13 protein-coding genes are annotated in these 16,224 nt (G+C 71.0%); 7 read left to right on the top strand and 6 right to left on the bottom strand.

Features of this window, described 5'->3' with window-relative positions; all coding sequences use genetic code 11:
• Window positions 1-39 precede the first annotated feature (39 nt).
• On the bottom strand, window positions 40-939 hold the full coding sequence (locus AB4112_RS26540) for a LysR family transcriptional regulator (protein ID WP_441723992.1): 900 nt from the start codon (window positions 937-939) through the stop codon (window positions 40-42).
• A 184-nt stretch (window positions 940-1,123) separates the two neighbouring features.
• Between AB4112_RS26540 and mocR the strand changes: the two genes are divergently transcribed.
• Window positions 1,124-2,581, top strand: a complete 1,458-nt coding sequence (gene mocR / locus AB4112_RS26535; RefSeq protein WP_309802157.1) for a rhizopine catabolism transcriptional regulator MocR — start codon at window positions 1,124-1,126, stop codon at window positions 2,579-2,581.
• Window positions 2,582-2,648: 67 nt separating this feature from the next.
• Window positions 2,649-4,016, top strand: coding sequence for a serine hydrolase domain-containing protein (locus tag AB4112_RS26530; protein WP_441723990.1), 1,368 nt, complete (start codon window positions 2,649-2,651; stop codon window positions 4,014-4,016).
• Window positions 4,017-4,225: 209 nt separating this feature from the next.
• Here AB4112_RS26530 and AB4112_RS26525 read toward each other — a convergent pair whose 3' ends face one another.
• The 3 genes from AB4112_RS26525 to AB4112_RS26515 all read right to left on the bottom strand — a co-directional run bounded on the left by AB4112_RS26525 (window position 4,226) and on the right by AB4112_RS26515 (window position 6,917).
• Window positions 4,226-5,401, bottom strand: coding sequence for an MFS transporter (locus AB4112_RS26525; protein WP_441723988.1), 1,176 nt, complete (start codon window positions 5,399-5,401; stop codon window positions 4,226-4,228).
• A 554-nt stretch (window positions 5,402-5,955) separates the two neighbouring features.
• Entirely contained in the window at window positions 5,956-6,651 is a 696-nt protein-coding gene (locus AB4112_RS26520) for a transposase (protein WP_441723986.1), read from the bottom strand.
• A complete protein-coding gene (locus tag AB4112_RS26515; RefSeq protein ID WP_441723984.1) occupies window positions 6,567-6,917 on the bottom strand; it encodes a hypothetical protein in 351 nt (116 codons plus the stop codon). Before AB4112_RS26515 ends, AB4112_RS26520 begins: the two co-directional genes overlap by 85 nt.
• A 436-nt stretch (window positions 6,918-7,353) precedes the next feature.
• On the opposite strand from AB4112_RS26515, the gene AB4112_RS26510 reads away from it, so the two are divergent.
• The 5 genes from AB4112_RS26510 to AB4112_RS26490 all read left to right on the top strand — a co-directional run bounded on the left by AB4112_RS26510 (window position 7,354) and on the right by AB4112_RS26490 (window position 14,845).
• Window positions 7,354-10,926 (top strand): hypothetical protein, encoded by a 3,573-nt coding sequence (locus AB4112_RS26510; RefSeq protein WP_441723982.1) that lies wholly within the window; start codon window positions 7,354-7,356, stop codon window positions 10,924-10,926.
• A gap of 35 nt (window positions 10,927-10,961) precedes the next feature.
• Window positions 10,962-12,158 carry a hypothetical protein gene (locus AB4112_RS26505; protein WP_441723980.1) on the top strand — a complete coding sequence of 399 codons (1,197 nt, stop codon included), beginning with the start codon at window positions 10,962-10,964 and terminating at the stop codon, window positions 12,156-12,158.
• Window positions 12,159-12,477: 319 nt separating this feature from the next.
• Window positions 12,478-13,848: a glutamine synthetase family protein gene (locus tag AB4112_RS26500; protein WP_441723978.1), complete on the top strand. Its 1,371-nt coding sequence runs from the start codon at window positions 12,478-12,480 to the stop codon at window positions 13,846-13,848.
• Between the two features lie 100 nt (window positions 13,849-13,948).
• On the top strand, window positions 13,949-14,188 hold the full coding sequence (locus AB4112_RS26495; RefSeq protein ID WP_309802218.1) for a DUF2630 family protein: 240 nt from the start codon (window positions 13,949-13,951) through the stop codon (window positions 14,186-14,188).
• A gap of 123 nt (window positions 14,189-14,311) precedes the next feature.
• Window positions 14,312-14,845, top strand: a complete 534-nt coding sequence (locus tag AB4112_RS26490; RefSeq protein WP_441723976.1) for a DUF3455 domain-containing protein — start codon at window positions 14,312-14,314, stop codon at window positions 14,843-14,845.
• Window positions 14,846-14,971: 126 nt separating this feature from the next.
• On the opposite strand, the gene AB4112_RS26485 is transcribed toward AB4112_RS26490, so the two are convergent.
• Window positions 14,972-15,625, bottom strand: a complete 654-nt coding sequence (locus tag AB4112_RS26485; RefSeq protein ID WP_441723974.1) for a TerC family protein — start codon at window positions 15,623-15,625, stop codon at window positions 14,972-14,974.
• Window positions 15,626-15,820: 195 nt separating this feature from the next.
• Window positions 15,821-16,207: a very short patch repair endonuclease gene (locus AB4112_RS26480; protein WP_441724069.1), complete on the bottom strand. Its 387-nt coding sequence runs from the start codon at window positions 16,205-16,207 to the stop codon at window positions 15,821-15,823.
• Window positions 16,208-16,224: the final 17 nt, after the last annotated feature.

The raw sequence follows: 16,224 nt of genomic DNA, 5'->3' as shown, positions 1-16,224 counted from the left end.
CTGCATTCCCAGCCGGAATACAAAGTCGAGGCGAGACCGCTACAGGCCGAAGCCGGTGCCGCGCAGCTGTTCCTCGACGAAGTCGGCGAAGGCGCGGGCCTTGGCGCTGGCGCGGCGGCCGGTCGGGAACGCCGCCCACAGGTCGATCGACGGCAGGGTCCAGTCGGGCAGCACCTGCCGGACCAGGCCCTGGGCCAGCGCAGGCTGGAACATCCATTCGGCGGCGACGCAAAGGCCAAGCCCCGCGAACACCGCCTCGCGCACGCCCTCCGCCGCGGTGACGCGCACGCTGTCCTTCAGCGTGACCGTCTCCTCTGCCGCCTCCCGGCGAAACGTCCAGGTCGCGCCACCGCCGCCCTGAGCATAGACCACCGCCGGATGGCCCGTCAGTTCCGCCGGCGTCGAGGGCTCGCCCGCCCGTTCGAAATAGGCGGGCGTGCCGAAGACCATCCGCCGGGACTGCCCGATCCGGCGCGCCGTCATCGTCGAATCCGCCAGGGCGCCCATGCGCAGCGCCACATCGATCCCCTCCTCGATCAGGTCGACAACGCGGTCGTCCAGGATCGCCTCGATGGTCAGCGCCGGATGCCCGGCCAGGAACAGCGGCAGCCGCGGGATGATGTGCATCCGGGTGAAGGTGATGGTGGCGCTGAACCGCAGCCGGCCCGACAGGCCGGTGCCGGCACCGCGCGCGGCCAGGTCGGCCTCGTCGGCCTCCTCGATCGCGCGCTTGGCCCGCTCGTAGAAGCCCTGGCCGGCCTCGGTCGGCGTCAGCCCGTGCGAGGAGCGCAGCAGCAGCCGGACGCCGAGGCGGTTTTCCAACTGGGCGACGGTCTTGGACACGGCCGGCTGGCCGACCCGCAGCTGCCGCGCGGCAGCCGAGAACGAGCCGGTCTCGATCACCCGGACGAAGGCCTCCATCGCGGTCAGCCGGTCCATGCCTATTCCTCTCGCGGGAACGGCCACGCCCATTCCCCATGGGAATATAAAGTATCACCGAGGCTGGCTCGCACCAACCGCCGGACCGGGCCCGTGCCGCGGCCGGCCCCGCTTCTGGCCGCTGGTCGCCGCCGGCCGGTTGGGGTCTAATCCGGCCCAGCGCCAGATGCCGGGGAGGGCCGCGATGCGCCGCAGCGTTCCGCTCGATGCCCTGGTGCTCGACCGCCTGTCGCCGGTGGCGCTGCACCGCCAGCTCTATCTCGCCCTGCGCCGCCTGATCCAGGACCGCACCCTGGCCGCCGGCACGGCGCTGCCCTCGACCCGCGGCCTCAGCCAGGATCTCGCCCTCGCCCGCAACACCGTCACCGCGGCCTATGACCAGCTGGTGACCGAAGGCTATGTCGTATGCCGCCAGGGCGCCCGGCCGACCGTGGTCGACCTGCCGGCCGGCCAGGCGGTAGAGGACCCGGAAGCGCCCGGCCAGACCCGGCCGGTCTCGGCCCGCGGCGAACTGATGCTGCGCCAGCCGGTGCATCACGGCGCGCCCGGCCATCTCGCCTTCCATCCCGGCATGCCGGATGCGGCGAACTTCCCCTTCGCCACCTGGAGCCGCCTGCTGGCGCGGCGTGCCAGCTTCGCCCGCGAAGGGTTGTTCGGCACCTACCATGTCACCGGCCACCCCGACCTGCGCGCCGCCATCGCCACCTATCTCAGGACCGCCCGCGGCGTGCGCTGCACCGCGGAGCAGATCGTGGTCACGACAGGGGCGCAGGCGGCGCTGGACCTGCTGGCCCGGCTGCTGCTCGACCCCGGCGACGCGGTGTGGATGGAGGAGCCGGGCTATTACGGCGCCCAATCCGCCTTCGCCGCCGCCGGGGCGCGGCTGCTGCCGCTGGCCGTCGGGGCCGAGGGCTGGCAGCTGGACCCGCCGGCCGACCCGAGGCTGCGCTTGGCCTATGTCACCCCGGCCTGCCACCACCCGCTCGGCGCCACCATGCGGATGGAGCAGCGGCTGCGCCTGCTGGAGATCGCCGACAGCCGCAACGCCTGGGTGATCGAGGATGACTTCGACGGCGAATACCGCTTCCAGGGCCAGCCGATCCCGGCGATGCAGGGTGTCGACCGCTCCGGCCGGGTGATCTATGTCGGCACCTTCGCCAAGATCCTGTTCCCGGCGCTGCGCCTGGGCTTCCTGGTGCTGCCGCCGACCCTGCCGGCGGGCATCGCCCACGCCATCAGCACCACCGGCCAGTTCGCGCCGCTGCTGCTGCAGGCGGCGCTGGCCGACTTCATCGACGGCGGCCACATGGCCCGGCACCTGCGCCGCATGCGCCGGATCTACGCGGTGCGGCGGCAGCTGTTCCGCAGCCTGTGCCAGGATCAGCTGGGCGACTGGATGACCTTGTCGGCCGGCGAGGCCGGGATCCAGATGGTCGGGCTGCTGCGCGACGGGCTGGACGACCGCCGGGTCGCCGCGGCGGCGCGGGCGCGCGGCGTCAACCTGGCGCCGCTGTCGATCCAGTACCGCCACGGCGCCCCGCGCCAGGGCCTGGTGCTGGGCTATGCCGGGGTCGACGAACCCCTGACCCGGCGCTGCATGCGCCTGCTGCAGGACGCGTTCCGCGAGGCCGCCGGCGGGTGAGGGGTGGGCAAGCCGCGCCGCGTCGTGGCAGGCTGCGCCATCCCATCCCGAACCGCGGATCCGAACCATGGCGAAATGGCTGCCCGCCGCCCTCGACTACATCGCGCAATGGCTCGACTTCCAGCTGCGCTCGACCGGGCAGCCGGGCTGCGTCGTCGCCGTCGCCGAGAAGGGCGAGATCGTGCTCGAGCGGGCCTTCGGCACCGCCGCGCTCGGCGGCCGCACGGCGCTGACGCCGCGGCACCGCTTCCGCGTCGCCTCGCACTCCAAGACCTTCACCGCCGCCGGCATCCTGAAGCTGCGGGAGGAGGGGAGGCTGAGCCTGGACGATCCGGCCGGCCGCCATGTCGAGGGGCTGGACCCCGGCGTCGGGGCGGCCACCTTGGCGCAGCTGCTGTCGCACAGCGCCGGCGTCACCCGCGACGGCGACGACACCGGCCAGTGGATGGGCCGCCGGCCGTTCCTGAACCAGCGTGAGCTGCGGGCCGCCCTGGCCCGGCCGACGCCGATCGAGGCCAACACCCGGTTCAAATACTCCAACCACGGCTTCGGCCTGCTCGGCCTGGTGATCGAGGCGGTGACCGGCGAGGCCTATGGCGACTGGATCCGCCGCGCCATCGTCGAACCGGCCGGGCTCGCCGAGACCGCGCCGGACATGCCGGCGGCCGGCGCCACGCCGCTGGCCAGCGGCCACAGCGGCGAGTTGCCGCTCGGCCGGCGGGTGGTGATCCCGGGCGACACCCCGACCCATGCCCTGGCCTCGGCCACCGGCTTCGTCAGCACCGCCGCCGACCTGGCGCGCTTCTTCGGCCAGCTCGATCCGGCGGCGAAGCGCAGCATCCTGTCGGTGGCCAGCCGGCGCGAGATGACCCGGCCGCAATGGCGCAACCCGGACGCCGAGGTGGAGCGGCATTACGGCCTCGGCACCATGAGCGGCCGCACCGGCGGCCTCGACTGGTTCGGCCATGGCGGCGCCTTCCCCGGATACATCAGCCGCACCCTGGTGCTGCCGGGGCACGACCTCGCGGTCTCGGTCGTCAGCAATGCGGTGGACGGGCTGGCCAACCCCTGGGCCGAGGGCGTGGCGCACATCTTCGCGACCTTTGCCCGGCACGGCGCGCCGACCGCCAAGGTGGAAGGCTGGGCCGGGCGGTGGTGGAGCATCTGGCGCGCCGGCGACCTGGTGCCGATGGGCGGCAAGGTGCTGCTGGCCGACCCGGCGCTGGCGACGCCGTTCCTGGACGCCGCCGAGATCACGCCGACCGGCCCGGACGAGGGCCGCATCACCCGCGCCCAGGGCTACAACAGCCATGGCGAGGATGTCCGCCTGGTGCGCGACCGCAGGGGCGCGGCGACGGAGCTGTGGTACGCCGGCAGCAAGCTGGTGCCGGAGGCGAAGCTGGCCGCGGAGATGAAGAAGCGCTACGGCGGGTAGGGCGATGGCCCGGGGGCGGGCGCCGTCGGTCTTCCGTTGCTGCTACGGGACGAAGTCGGCCGCGACCGGGGTGGTGGCGCTGACGACGTTGTTCTGCGTGTCGGGGCCCTGTCGCCGTTGATAGATGCTGTGGCAATCCCCTCGAAACACGGAATCTTGATAAGTGCAGCAGATGATGAAGGACCGAGCTCCTGCCCGCACGATCGCGGTCACGGCCGGTGGGGCACCGCCGTCGATGTGACCCCGCGCAGCCACCGCCGGTCCAGCGCCATCGCTGCCATGCCGATGGCCTGCAGGCCGAGCAGCAGCGGGGCCGCGGCGGCAGCGCCGCCTTCCGCCAGCAGTGCTGCGGCCAGCGGCATCAGCAGCATCAGCGCGACGTTGTTCAGGCTCTCGCCCAGCGCCAGCACGGTGCCGACCGCGGCACCCGCCCGCCGCACCAGCAGGCTGCCGCTGGCCGGTGCCGCGATGCCGAGGGCGACGCCCCACAGGCCGAGGCAGGCCAGCGCCACGGCTGGCGGCCCGGGCCACAGCAGGAAGCCGCCGACTGCCGCCATCAGCAGGGCCAGGGCGGCCAGCAGCGCCGCCTCGGGGCCGCCCAGGGCGCGGTCGACCCAGCCGGCCGCGAGATTGCCGAGGGCCAGCCCGAGGGCGAACAGGGCGGTGGCGCCGCCCGCCGCCGCCGGGCCGAAGCCGTGGCGGGCGCGCAGCACCTCGCCCGACAGCAGCAGGGCGGCGACGGCCGCGCCGAGCCACCCGGCCTTGGCCAGCAGCGGCCGCAGCAGCGCCGCCCGCAGCAGCCGGCGCAGCGGCGGGGCTGGTGGGCGGTTCCACGCCGGTGCGTCGGCGGGCAGCACGGCGCGGGCGACGGCGAACAGCCCCAGCGCGACGGCGGCGGTGGCGAGGAAGGGCGCGCGCCAGCCCCAGGCCTCGGTCAGGATCCCGGCCAGCGCGGGGCCGGCGGCGATGCCCGCGGTCATGCCCAGCGCCACCCGGCCCATCGCCGCGGTCTGCCGCTCCGCCGGCACCAGGTCGGCCACCAGGGCGAAGGCGCCGGGGATCAGCGCCGCCGAGGCCAGGCCGCCGATCAGCCGCAGCCCGATCGCGACCTCCAGCGTCGGCGCCAGGGTCAGGGCAACGCCGTCCAGCGCCGACAGCAGCAGCGCCGGCAGCAGCACCCGGCGCCGGCCGATGCGGTCGGCCAGCCGCCCGGCGAAGGGTGCGGCGGCGGCATAGGCCAGGGCATAGGCCGAGACCAGCCGCGCCGCCGCCTCCGGGGTGGCGGCGAAGGCGTCGGCCAGCGGCGCCAGCATCGGGGCCAGCATGAACTCCACCGCCCCCACCAGGCAGACGGACAGGGCGGGCACGAGCAGGATCGCGCGCATCGATCATCGCTTTCGACGGAATTGGGGGGCGACCGAAGCGGGGCCGCGGCGGGCCGTCAGGGGGAGGGTGCGCGGGCCGACCCCGGGATCAACCCGGCTGGGGCCAGCACGGATGGGGGGCGACGCGGATCGGAACCGGCCATGCCGGCCGCCCGTCCGGGCGCAGCAATGATGGAATAGCACCCCGCCGCGGCCCGGGCAAATCCGGCGGCTGCGAGAGGCTGAGGGCGGCGTGGATCGAAATCCGGAGCCCCGGCTCTTTATTGTCATGCCACGGCTTGCCCCCGGATCAAGTCCGAGGGGTGGCATCCAGGGGCGGCCAGGGCGGCTCTTAGCGGCCCCTGGATTGCCCGGTCAAGCCGCATAGGCGCTAAGATAAGAGTGATTGTGTCTGGTGTCGTCGCCTTCGAGGTGGTTCGGCGAGGTATCTCCATGCCTTGTGTGCGAGGTATGGGAGGGAGGTCCAGGCGGTTGCGGGACAGATGGCGGCGAGGGCGGTGCGGAGCAGCAGGGCGGTGACGCGCCAGATCGAGAGGGGCTGTGCGGGTCGGAGCTCAGGGGGGAAAGGCTCCGGGCAGAGCCGCGGTGTCGTCGATCAGCAGGGCGAGCAGGAGGTGGGCGTGGATCCAGGCGCGGGCGAGGCCTGGATCCTTGGCCGGGAGGCGATCGATGCGGAGCAGGGATTTCAGGCGCTTGATGGCGAGTTCGACCTGCCATCGCAGCCGATAGAGGCCGGCGATGCGTTGCGGCGGGTAGAGGTCGGGCGGCAGGGAGGTGAGGAGCAGGACATGGCCGGCGGCGACCAGGGTGCGGGGATCGATGCGGTTCTGGGCCTTGGCGCTGGCGCGGCGGGCGCGGCTGCGGCTGAGTTCGGCATCGGCGGGGGGCTTTGGGATCACCACCAGGCGCATGGGCAAGGCGGGCCAATCCGGGGTGCGGGCCTTCTCGACCAGGATTTCGGCGTCGGCGTGGCCGTGCGCGGTGGCGGCGTCGAACAGCGGCATCCAGGCGAAGGGCCGGCCGTCGCGATGGGCCAGGCTGAGGCTCTTCCAGGTGAGGCGGACGACCACATCGGCACCGTCGGCGCGGAGTGCTGCGAGGTCGTCGGGGCGGGGATAGCCGCGGTCGCCGATGCGGATCTCGCCGGGCCGCACCGGCGTCCGGGTCAGCTTCTCCGCGCCGGCCAGATCGGTGAGGACGCAGTGGCTGATCCGCTCTTCGGGCAGGTCATAGGCCAGATGCAGCCGCATCGCCCGGCCGCCCGTAGCCGCCCCAGCAGCGCCACATCGGACAAGGCCGCGATCCCGCCCAACGCCGCCGCTCCCGCCGCGCCCCGCAGCGACAGGCCGCCGGGACCATACATCAGCGCCAGCCGCAGCAGGGTCGCAGCGTCCTTGACCCCGCGCGCCCGCTGGAACGCCTTGTGCTCCCGCGCCGACCTCGTCAGCGCCTCGGCCCCGCCAAAGCGCTCGACCAGATCCTGCCAGTCCGCGTCATTCGTCAGATCGTGAGACATCCCAAGCTTGAATCACGATCCCGCCTTCTCCGGAATCCCCTATCTTAGCGCCTATGCGGCTTGACCGGGCAATGACATTAAGAATTGAGCTCAAGATCTATCGGCGGCGCCTCATCGAATACTCATGGGTCAAGCCCGAGAACGGCAAGGCTCGGCTTTGTCGAATTGTATGGTGTTTTAACTAAATCTACTGGTTTCGGGATGTAGGCGAAGTCCGGGTCTCGATGTCGAGCCAGATTCTGAATCTGGCACCATCGAAACCTGGAAACTGGACCTACCGGGTTATGCAAATCTGCGCATAATGGCGGCATTGCATCGTCGTTATTCCAATCAATTCGATCGATTTCGAGAACCGTAGAAATTTCCCGCCAGTGGCGCGCCGATGGTTTCTGCGGGCGAAGCGTCTTGGCCGAACCGGATGACAGAAAGGCCCATCATGAGCATGTTCAGCAGCGCGCTGCGTGGCAGCACGTCCCGCGTCGCATCCGCCCGCATGGCGTCCACCACGCCCGCCTCCGGGCCGGCGACCTTGAACCAGACCCAGGCGATGAACCAGGACTACCAGCAGGTGATGCAGCCGCCGGTGTCGAACCTGATGGGCAACGCCTTCTTCACCGTCCAGCGCCATCCACGGCGGGCCAAGGTGACCGAGCTGGTCACCGTCAGCACCGACAACGGCCTGATCTGGTTCCACCCCGACGCCGCATCCGGCTCGGGCTGGGCGCATGAGGTCAGCGAGGTCTTCCATGCGCCGCAGCAGAATGGCGGGCCGGCGGTGCCCAACGCGCTGCTGCCCTTCTACCAGCGCAACACGCTGTTCGTGTTCGCGGAATACGACAATGCCCCAGGAACGGGGGCCGCCACCTCGCAGCTGCTGGGCATGCAGCGGACGGAGAAGAGCGGCTGGGAGCAGGCATCGGTCGCCGTCCCGCTGCTCAACACCATCGACCAGATGGCCCAGGCCGACCTGTATTTCGGCCAGGACGGCCAGGGCTATCTCTACGGCGTCAGCTATGCCGACCAGCTGGACACCTATGGAGAATTCCTCATCGTCGGGTTCGCGCCTTTCCAGCGCGGCCAGCCGGGCAACGACCAGCTGACCGCGCTCTACCAGGAAACGCCGACGGCCCCGACCAGCTACAAGCTGCTGCCCGGCGCCAAGGCCGGCGAGTTCGTGATCCTGCGCCTGCAGGGGTCGGTCGCCACCTTCCAGGCGGGGACGCTGCAGGATGGCAACATCAACCTCACCGGCAGCCCCAGCAGCCAGGATCTCGGCGTCGGTGACCTGGCCGCCGACACGGTGGTGCCGATTCCGCTGGGCAGCGACGGCACGCCCAGCTTCCTGCTGCTGGCGGCGGACCAGGGGCTGTACCTCGTCAGCGGCAACGGCCTGAACGGCGGCGCCGCGGCCACGGCCACCCCGATCACCGGCGGCACCAACCAGCCGGGCGCGTTGCTCTCGGTCACCGGCGGCGCCCAGGCGGATGGCAGCGGCTTCACCGCCTTCGCGCTCGACGTCGCGGCGAATTCGCTGTGGACGCTGACCCAGCCGGCGGCCGGCGGCGACTATGCCTGGGTGCCGATGGGCAATACGGGCATCGCCATCGCCGCGCCGACCTTCATGGATGGCGGGCCCGAGCTGTTCCTGTGCGACCCCAAGACGGTCGTCTCGCACATCACCCAGCGCGCCGCCACCGGCTCCTGGTTCACCCTGCCGATCGCGACGCCGTCGCCGTCGACCCAGCCGATCAGCGAGACCTCCAGCTTCACCCAGCAATTCGCGCTGAAATCCGCGGCGGGTATGCCGATGGGGGGCGAAATCCTGAGCGTCTATGCCGAGCCGGCCCAGGTGCTGGTGGTCGGCGGCATCGCCTACAACGCCTCACCGAACCAGCCGGCGATCGTCCGAACCGATGTCACGGGCAACCTGGTGATCGCCTCCGCTGCCACCAGCCTGGCCTCGCCGGTGCTGACGGTGACCGGCGCCGCGTTGGACAGCAGCGTGCCGCCGCCGCAATATCGCGGCGACACCCAGTTGCACCAGCGGATTGCCGCGCAGGGCGGCTTCTCCTACAGCGGCCAGGACCTGATCACCGGCGGCGTGCTGCCGCCCAGCGCGTCTTCGTCGGATGCCGACAGCCTGGCCACCAACCTGCAGCAGGTCAGCGGCGTCGCGGTCAACATGGCGGCCAGTGGCACCGGCGACAGCGCCCGGCCGCCGACCGCCTTCACCATGGCCATCGCGGGCAAGCGCCTGCACAGCCGCGCCATCACGGCCGACGAGTTCGCCGCCATCGCCGGGGCCAGGGCTGCCGACTCCGTGTTCGGCGACGCCTGGGGCGACTTCGCCCATTTCTGCAAGCAGGCCTGGGACGACATCGAGAGCATCGCCATCCAGATATACGAGACCACGGCCAACATCGCCGTCAAGATCTACGATGAAACCAAGAGCTTCGTCCTCACCACCATCGACGACATCCGCGATGCGCTCGAGGTGATGCTGCAATGGTGCGCGAAGATCTGGGATGACATCGTCAACGTCATCGAGAAGTTCATCGAATTCATCAAGCTGCTGTTCGATTGGGGCAACATCCTCAACACCAAGACCGTGCTGCGCTATACGATCGAGCAGCTGTTCGTGGACATGCAGGACAGCACGAGCGGCGCCCAGACCTGGATCGGCGGCCAGATCAGTCTGCTCACCAACAACATCGACAAGGCCTTCGAGCAGCTGGAGAGCGTGTTCGAGCCCGGCATGACCTTCGCCAGCGCCGGGCAAAACCCGACCTCGACGGCGATGCAGCAGCAGAGCCAGGCCAACGCCGTCCAGAACAACTACGTCATGTCGAAGTCCGTGGTGCCGATGCCGCAGTTGAACCCGCCCGTGACCACCGGCGGCTACGACCCAGAGACGGCATGGCAGCAGGGCGTCCTTGGAGCTTTCGAATCGGCGTTCGCCGGCTCCGAAGCCGATGTCGAGGCTGCCTGGGACCAGATCAGCCAGTTCATGGATGACATCAATTCGGTGTCGGGCTTCCTGGATTTCGTGATCGCGTCGTTCCTCGCCGTCTGCCAGGCCACCATCGACATCATTCTGCAGTTCATCGACGCGGTGATCGACAGCATGCTCGACCTGATGGCCGGCGCGGCCACGTGCCTCAACGCCTATCTCGAGCGGAAGATCGACATCCCGGTGATCTCGGGCCTCTACAAGCTGATCTCCGGCGGCGACACGCTGACGATGCTGGACCTGATCTGCCTGATCGTCGCCGTTCCCACGACCATCGCCTACGAGATCCTGCACGACGCGCCGCCCTTCACCTCGGCCCAGGTCACCGCGATCACCAGCAGCCCGATCCCCTGGCCGTGGAGCGGGGATTTCCAGGGCCAGACCGCCGGCCCGTTCGCGGTCCTGGCCCTGGCGCCGGCAGCCTACCAGGGGCTGCTCGAGGTCCTCGCCGCGGTGTCCAACGGCGTCTACACCGCCTGCGACGTGATCTGCGACCTCGCCAACATCGGCGCACAGACCAATGATGGGGACACCGGCGACCTGGTGGAGGCCGCGAGCGCCCTGGGGATCGGCTTCAACCTGCTTGCGGCGATCGCCGGCGCGCCCTGGTACGCGCCGGCGCCTTCGGGGTCGCCGGCGGCCGGGTATGAGCTAGGGACCTTCGCCGCCGGCCTGCTGCCGATCATCGCCGACACGATCTTCTTCACCTACCGCAAGAAGCTGTCGCGCATGCAGTTCCGGGGCGGCCCCTGGATCTCGATGGGGCTCGGCGCCATCCAGACCGGGATGGGCATCGTCACGGCCGTCGAGATGGCCAAGAACGCCGGGGACTACCAGTACTCGCTGGCCGACGAGCTGGCCGGCCCTCTGTCCGGGCTGTCCAACCTGGGCAAGCCGTTCGTTTTCCTGGGCGACCTCGGCGGCGTCTGCGTGGTGGCCCTCGATCTGGCCGGCGACATCGGCACCATCATCACCGACGTCGCCGCAGGCACGAAGTGATCTCGACCCACGATTTTCAGAAGGAGACATTGATCATGGCATCGCATTCGCGTCGCGCCGAGATCTGCGCCACCGCCCTGTTCGGCCTCCTGGCCGCCGCGCCCGGGGCCTGGGCCCAGGCCCAGAGCAGCACCACCAACAACACCCCGGCCGGGATGGTCGCCTACTACACCGCGCCGGGGAACCCGACCACCCTGGACTGCCCGGCGGACTGGACGCAGTACCAGGACGGGCAGGGGCGGCTGATCCTCGGAACCACCGTGGCCGGCGAGGTCGGCACCAAGAGCAACGCGGCCCAGCCCACCGCCGACGGCCAAGTGCCGACGCACCAGCACCCCTTCACCGCCACCTGGAACCTGAACAAGCAGAAATCGGTCGGCGGGTCCGGCCAATACAAGCCCTTCGCCAGCTCGGGCGGCCAGTCCGGCGGCGGCACATCGGGTTGGGGGGACAGCGGCTACGGCTTCATCCAGTTCCTGGTCTGCTCCTCGACGACGTCCACCGGCGACGAGGTGCCGGTCAACACCATCGGCTACTTCACCACCCAGACCTGCCCCGCCAACTGGTCGCCGCAGACGACCCTGAACGGCTACTTCCCGCTGCCGGTCGCGCCCAACGGGCCGGTCAGCTCGACCTACAACGCGCCCGGCTGGCATGTCGGGTCGTTCCCGACCCACACCCACCCCAACGCCACGGTCGCCAGCTTCGCCGTGCAGAAGCTCGGCGTCCAGTACAGCGGCATCGCCAGCGGTGCCAAGGCGTCGACCGATTCGGTGCCGGTCAGCGCGCAGCTGCAGGCCAACACCACCGACGTGCTGCCCGCGGTCGCCCTGCTGGTGTGCCAGAAGACGCAAGGATCGGGGACCGGCTCCGGCGTTCCCTCGGGGATCAGCCTGTTCTACTCCCAGGCCAACAGCTGCCCGGTAAGCACCTGGGGGCCGGCGGTCGGCGCGCCGGGCTACCTGATCCTAGGCATCTCCGGCAGCACCTCGACGGGCGCCGGCTCATTCAGCCAGGGCCTGCCCATCGGGTCGCCGCTGACGCCCGGCGGCACCAACCCCGGCCACACCCATCCGATCAGCATCACCGCCGACCTCGGCGAGAACACGACCGGCGGGACGTCGGGCACGGTCTATTACGGCATGGGCGGGAACTACACCGCGACCGGCACGACCTCGTCGGCGACCATCGCCGTGCCCTATGTCGCCCTGCTGCTGTGCCAGGCCGGCTGACCGGGTGACCTCGCGGGCAGGGCCGCTCTTTACAATCCGGTGACTCCCCCCGCACACTCCGGGGCATGACGGGCGCGGCCGGAACCGGTGCGCGCCGACGTCGGCAAGGGCCGGGTGCTGCGGGATCCCCGACGGGGCGGACGCGGCGCGACCGGCCGGAGGGGATAAGCCTTGGCCTGCATCCGCGCGATCGTCGTGACCCGCCATCGGGAGCGGGTTGCCGAGCCATGGTGACCTCTCCGGCGGGCCTCTGCCCGCGGCGACCATGGCGGCGCGGGCGGGGCGGGGCCGCTCCCCCGATCTGCGCATTGGGGACGCCATGCATGATGGACAGCTGATCGACACCGACCTCGCCGCCGAGGTCGAGCATTTCCTGCGGAACCACCCCGAGACCGAGGAGGTCGACGCCTTCATCGTCGACGTCAACGGCAACGCGCTGGGCAAGCGCCTGCCGGCCTCGCATCTCCGCAGCCTCGCCCGCGGCGGGGTGCAGTTCTCGGCCTGTGCGCCGATCCTCGACTGCCGCGGCCTGGGCCACGACCCGGAAGGGCTGGGCGGCGCCGATGGCGACCCCGACGGCACCGCGATGCCGGTGCCCGGCACCCTGGTCCCGGTGCCCTGGGCCAGACGACCGACCGCCCAGGTGCTGTGTGCCATGGGCGAGGCCGGCAGCGGCGCGCCCTTGTGGTTCGACCCCCGCGCCATCCTGGCCGATGTGGTGGCCCGCTGCCGCGCCGACGGGCTGTTCCCGGTGGTGGCCTGCGAGCTGGAATTCTACCTGCTGGACTCCGCCCGCACGCCCGAGGGCGGCATCGTCCCGGCGGCGCTGCCGCGCACCGGCCAGCCGCCGCGCGTGGCCGCCAACCTGCAGCTGGCCGCGGTCGAGGAGCATGCCGAATTCCTGGGCCGGATCACCGCCGCGGCCGAGGCCCAGCGGCTGCCGCTGGCCGGCGCCGTGGCCGAATACGGGCTGGGCCAGTTCGAGGTCAACCTGTCGCACCTGGCCGACCCGGTGGCGGCGGCCGACCAGGCGGCGCTGCTGCGGCGGCTGGTCAAGGGCGTCGCCCGGGCCCAGGGGCAGGAGGCGACCTTCATGTCCAAGCCCTTCGCCGACCAGCCGGGCAACGGCTTCCACATCCATGTCAGCCTGGTCGACGCCCAGGGCCGCAACCGCTTCGGCCGCGACGGCGGCGAGGCGCTGCTGCGCAATGCGATCGCGGGCATGCAGGCGCTGATGCTGGATTCGGTCGGCATCCTGGCGCCGAACTTCAACGCCCATCGCCGCTATCTCGGCCTGTTCGTGCCGACCTCGCGCGCCTGGGGCGCGAACAACCGCAGCGTCGCCTTCCGCATCCCGGTGGGCGGCGGCGAGGCCCGGCGGGTGGAGCACCGCGTCGCCGGGGCCGAGGCCAGCCCGCATCTGGTGATGGCCGCGGTGCTGGCGGCGGTGCATCACGGCGTCACCCGCGGCCTGGAGCCGACCGCGCCCGCCACCGGCGATGCCGGCCGCCGGCGGGACCCGCAGTTCCCCGACGGAATCCTGGCGGCGCTGGCCCGGCTGGAGCGCTCGCGCCTGCTGGCGGAGTACATGCCCAGGCGCTTCCTGGCCGCCTACGCCGCCTCGAAGCGCGGCGAATACGCCGACCTGATCGGCCAGGTCTTCGCCCGCGAGTACGACTTCTATCTCTAGGGCGGCCGGGGCCCGTCCCCCTGCGCCAAGACGCGGCTTCCCGGATGGGCGGGACGCGCTATCCTCTCTCGGGAACGCGACCCACCGGAAGGACACCCCGATGACGACGGATCAGACGGTTCTCAACCGTATCGAGAAGCTGGTGGCGGAGGAGGAGGCGCTGTACGCGCATGGCGACCCCTCCATCGCCGACCGCCAGCGGCTGGGCACGATCAATGTCGAGCTCGACCGCTGCTGGGACCTGCTGCGCCAGCGCCGCGCCCGCCGCGAATTCGGCGACGACCCGGCGGATGCCTCGATCCGCCCGGCGAGCGTGGTCGAGGGCTACAAGGACGAGTGAGCCCGGCCAACTGCGGCCGCCGGTCGCGGCAACCGGCGGTGGCCCGGCCACGAACCGCGGGGAGGCCCCGGACCGGGCCACCGTCGCGCCGCTGACAGGCGCGGCGGCACCAAGGAGACGATGATGATCGGACGGAGAGCGGCAGCGGCCGCCCTGGTGCTGCTGGCCTGGAGCGGGGCTGCGGCCGCGGCGGACACGGTCCCCGCGGCGCTGCAGCCCCCCGGGGCGCGACTGCTGTTCACCGCCGAGGCCAGCGGCGTGCAGATCTACAGAAGTGTGGCGGAGGCCGGCGCCCCGCCCCATTGGGTGCTGGAGGCGCCGCTGGCCCGGCTGACCGGCGCCACCGTCTCGCTCTACCACTATGCCGGCCCGTCCTGGGAGGCGGCCGACGGCAGCAAGGTGGCGCGCGACCCGGCGGTGCCGGTGGTCTCGGTGCTGGCGCCGGACGCGGTCGCCGACATCCCCTGGCTGCTGGTGACGGTGACGGCGGACCCGGCGCCTGGGGCGACGGCCCCAGGCGCCCTGGGCGCGGTGGCCTATGTCCAGCGCCTCGCGACCCATGGCGGCGTGGCGCCGGCGGCCCCGCCGCTGCGCCCCGACACCCGGGTGGGCGTGCCCTACACCGCCACCTACGCCTTCCTCGCCAAGGCGCAGTAGGCGCCGGACCGGCCTCCCTCTCCGTCATCGCGAGGAGCGAAGCGACGTGGCGATCCATGGCGCCGCTACGAGCGGCCCGATGGATTGCTTCGCTGCGCTCGCAATGACGGAGAGAGAGCGGTTGGGTCAGCCCGCGGCCGGCGCGATCACCGGTTTGGCATGCACCCAAATTTCTTGGCCCCCATCCCACATCATCACCACGGCGACGTAGAGGATGATGGCGAGGCCGACATAGGCGATCCAGCGGTGGCGGTGCAGCAGCCGGGCGACGAAGTTGGCGGCCAGGCCCATCAGCGCCACCGACAGGGTCAGGCCGATGACCAGCACCATCAGGTGCTCGCGCGCGGTGCCGGCCACGGCCAGCACGTTGTCGAGCGACATCGACACGTCGGCCAGCACGATCTGGGTGACGGCCTGGCGGAAGGTCTTCGGCGGGGTGGGGCCGGGCTCGGTGTCGCTGTCCCGGGCCAGGGCGGCGGCCTCGGCGGCGTGGTCGGCGCGCAGCTCGCGCCACAGCTTCCAGCACACCCACAGCAGCAGGATGCCGCCGGCGAACAGCAGGCCGACGATCTGCAGCAGCTGGGTGGTGAAGATGGCGAAGACGATGCGCAGGACGGTGGCGGCGAGGATGCCGTAGAAGATGGCGCGGCGGCGCTGGGCGGCCTCCAGCCCGGCGGCGGCCATGCCGACCACGATGGCGTTGTCTCCGGCCAGGGCCACGTCGATGATGACGACCTGGACGAGGGCGGTCAGCTCCGCGAGCGAGACCCAGTCGGGCATGGCGCGATCCGGTGTGGCGAAGGGCAGGTCGTGATGTAGCGCAAGGGGAGGGGATAGGGAACCCGGCGCGGGCGGAGGGGGCGGTGTTCGGGGCCGCGACCCGCAGGGGCGCGGCCGGTGGGGATGATCGCAAGGGATCGATTGTAAGGAGCGATAAGGAAAGCCTCGCAAATAAGCCGATCCGGCGGGCATTTCTCAGGTGCGCCGAGAACCGAAAATCTCCTCAAGCCGAGCTAAAAGACGAGCCGGCTGACAAGCATCACATTCCCAAATGACTTCTACGCGCCAGCCAGCCGTCTTGAGCTTTTCGGATGCAGCGAGGTCGCGAGCGACATTGCGGGCGAGTTTAGGACCCCAATAGTCCTGGCGAGTTTTGGGCAAAGAGGCGCGACGGCAATTCTCATGCCTATGCCAAAAGCATCCGTGTACAAAGATCGCGATGCGATGGCGATGAAGGACGATATCAGGCGAACCGGGTAGGTCCCGGCGATAGAGCCGGAATCTAAGCCCCAGGCGATGAAGTGCGCTGCGCACGAGCAACTCGGGGCCAGTGTCTTTGCTCCGGATGCGCGACATGTTCACGCTGCGGAGAGGGTTAA

The organism is Inquilinus sp. 2KB_23, assembly GCF_052115705.1.
GTDB classification, from domain to species: Bacteria; Pseudomonadota; Alphaproteobacteria; order DSM-16000; family Inquilinaceae; genus Inquilinus; species Inquilinus ginsengisoli_A.
The sequence above is the reverse complement of the archived record's forward strand: the minus strand, read 5'-3'. Positions and strand labels throughout refer to the sequence as shown.